This is a genomic window from Micromonospora sp. AMSO12t, from assembly GCF_008806585.1.
Lineage (GTDB): Bacteria > Actinomycetota > Actinomycetes > Mycobacteriales > Micromonosporaceae > Micromonospora > Micromonospora reichwaldensis.
Genome location: NZ_WAAS01000470.1, coordinates 1 through 2,107, shown reverse-complemented (window position 1 = coordinate 2,107; position 2,107 = coordinate 1). Strand labels below are relative to the sequence as shown.

Here is a 2,107-nt window from a genome sequence, read left to right as displayed (position 1 = left end):
CGCTCACCTCGTACGGGCGGCTGCTGCTCGCCGACGTGACCGCCGCCGACGAGCGGGGCGGCGACGACCCGCTCGGGCTGCGGGCGGACACCGAGAGCGGCGACCCGACCAGCACCGTACGCGCGCTGGACGCGCTGCTGCCCGCCCCGGTGGACCACTTCCTCGTGCAGGCGGACCTGACCGTCGTGGTGCCCGGCCCGCCCGACCCGGCGCTGGCCGCCGAGTTGGAGGTGGTGGCGGAGCACGAGTCGGCCGGCGGGGCCAGCGTGCACCGGGTCACCCCGGCCAGCGTGCGCCGGGCCCTGGACGCCGGCTACTCGGCCGACGACCTGCACGCCCTGTTCCGCCGGCGGTCCCGCACCCCCGTCCCGCAGGGGCTGACGTACCTGGTGGACGACGTGGCCCGCAAGCACGGCGGGCTGCGCGTCGGCTCCGCCGGGGCGTACGTGCGGAGCGACGACGAGGCGCTGCTGACGGAGGTGCTCGCCGACCGGCGGCTGGAGCCGCTGGCGTTGCGCCGGCTGGCGCCGACGGTGCTGTCGACGCCGTACCAGGTGGGTCGGATGCTGATGGTGCTGCGCGACGCCGGGTACGCCCCGGTGCCGGAGGACGCGAGCGGGTCGGCGGTGCTCGCCCGCCCGAAGACCCGGCGGGCCCCGGCCCGGGTGCCGGTGACGACCCGGACGGTCGACCCGCTGACCACATCGAAGCTGGCCATGCCCCGCCTGCTCGGCGTGGTGGAGCAGATCCGGCGGGGCGACGCCGCGGCCCGGGCCGCGCGACGGGCGCCGGCCATGGTCCGGGGCGGGGTCGGGCGCACCGGTCCGGCGCCGGTGCCCTCCCACAGCGACGCCCTCGCGGTGCTCCAGCAGGCGATCCGGGACCGGGCGCGGGTCTGGGTCGGGTACGTCGACGCGCACGGGGCGACGGCGTCCCGGCTCGTCCGGCCGGTCTCGATGGGCGCGGGCTACCTGCGCGCCGAGGACGACCGGACGGAGATGCTGCACACGTTCGCCCTGCACCGGATCACGGCGGCGGTACTGGAGGACTGAGCGGGTCGGGTCAGCGCCGGCTGCGGCGTACGGTCCCGACGACGGAGACGATCAGCAGCAGCGTGAACCCGGCGCCGGCCGACTCGCCGACCGAGTCGACGAAGCCCTGTTCGAGCACCAGCCAGCCGAAGAGGAACCAGCCGACGAGCACCACCGCCGCCACCCCGTACGCGACGACGGTGGCGGTGGAGACCTCCTCGACGGGCGACCGGTCGGGCGCGGGACTGTGCTCCGGTATCACTTCACGGTCGACCGTCATCTCCAGCCTCCCCGTCCGGTTCGACGCCTGGCATCCAGCGTGACACCGCCGTGGCGGGAGTGACAGGGGATAAAACCCGGATCGGACGAGTTGTGCGATGCCACGGAGGCGTGTCGGGGTGGCGCGGGCGGCCGGGCGGCTCAGGTGCCGGGGCGCCGCCCCACCAGCACCACCTTGCTGCCGACCTTGCCCAGCTTCCAGTAGCGGATGGCGTCGCCGGGCAGCAGGTTGACGCAGCCGTGCGACCCGATCGACTTCTCGTGCAGGTAGGTCGTGGTCTGGTGGAAGCCCATGCCCTGGGTGAAGTGCTGCCAGTACGGCAGCCACACCTCGTACGGGTCGGACCACTCCTTGACGTTGCGGTAGTTGATCGTGAACGTGCCGGCGGGGGTGCGGTAGCCGGGCATGCCCGTGCGGGTGACGGTCGGCGGCACGAGCACCTTGCCGTTGCGCATGACCCAGGTGGTCTGCCGGGTCAGGTCGATGCAGAAGGTGGTGCCCGAGCCGGCCCGGCAGCGCGCCGTGTCGGTGGTGGCGAGCCGCTTCGCCACGTCGTGGGTGGTCGGCCCGGCGCGACCGTGGGCGGGGCGGATGTCGTACCGCCTCTGGAACTTCCTGATGGCGTCGCAGTCGGCGGCGGACTGCCGGCCGTCGACGGTCACCCGCCCGAACCCGCCCAGCCGGGCGAGGTACGCCTCCACCTCGCGCTGGTGCTCGCCCTGCGGGCAGCCGGCGACGGACGGCGACGCGGTGGGCTTCGTCGCGGGGCGCGTCGGCTCCACCGTGGGGCGCGTCG

At 74.9% G+C, this 2,107-nt stretch carries 3 protein-coding genes; 1 reads left to right on the top strand and 2 read right to left on the bottom strand.

All coding sequences use genetic code 11. The features are described 5' to 3' along the window. Positions 1-1,052: helicase-associated domain-containing protein (locus F6X68_RS32345; protein ID WP_192581644.1), on the top strand; the 1,052-nt coding region annotated here is incomplete at its 5' end. Between the two features lie 10 nt (positions 1,053-1,062). Here F6X68_RS32345 and F6X68_RS32340 read toward each other — a convergent pair. Continuing rightward, complete coding sequence (locus tag F6X68_RS32340) at positions 1,063-1,311, bottom strand: hypothetical protein (protein WP_151457787.1); 249 nt, start codon at positions 1,309-1,311, stop codon at positions 1,063-1,065. 140 nt (positions 1,312-1,451) lie between these two features. Continuing rightward, positions 1,452-2,107 (bottom strand): L,D-transpeptidase family protein (locus F6X68_RS32335; RefSeq protein ID WP_151457786.1); only part of this gene is annotated, 656 nt, incomplete at its 5' end.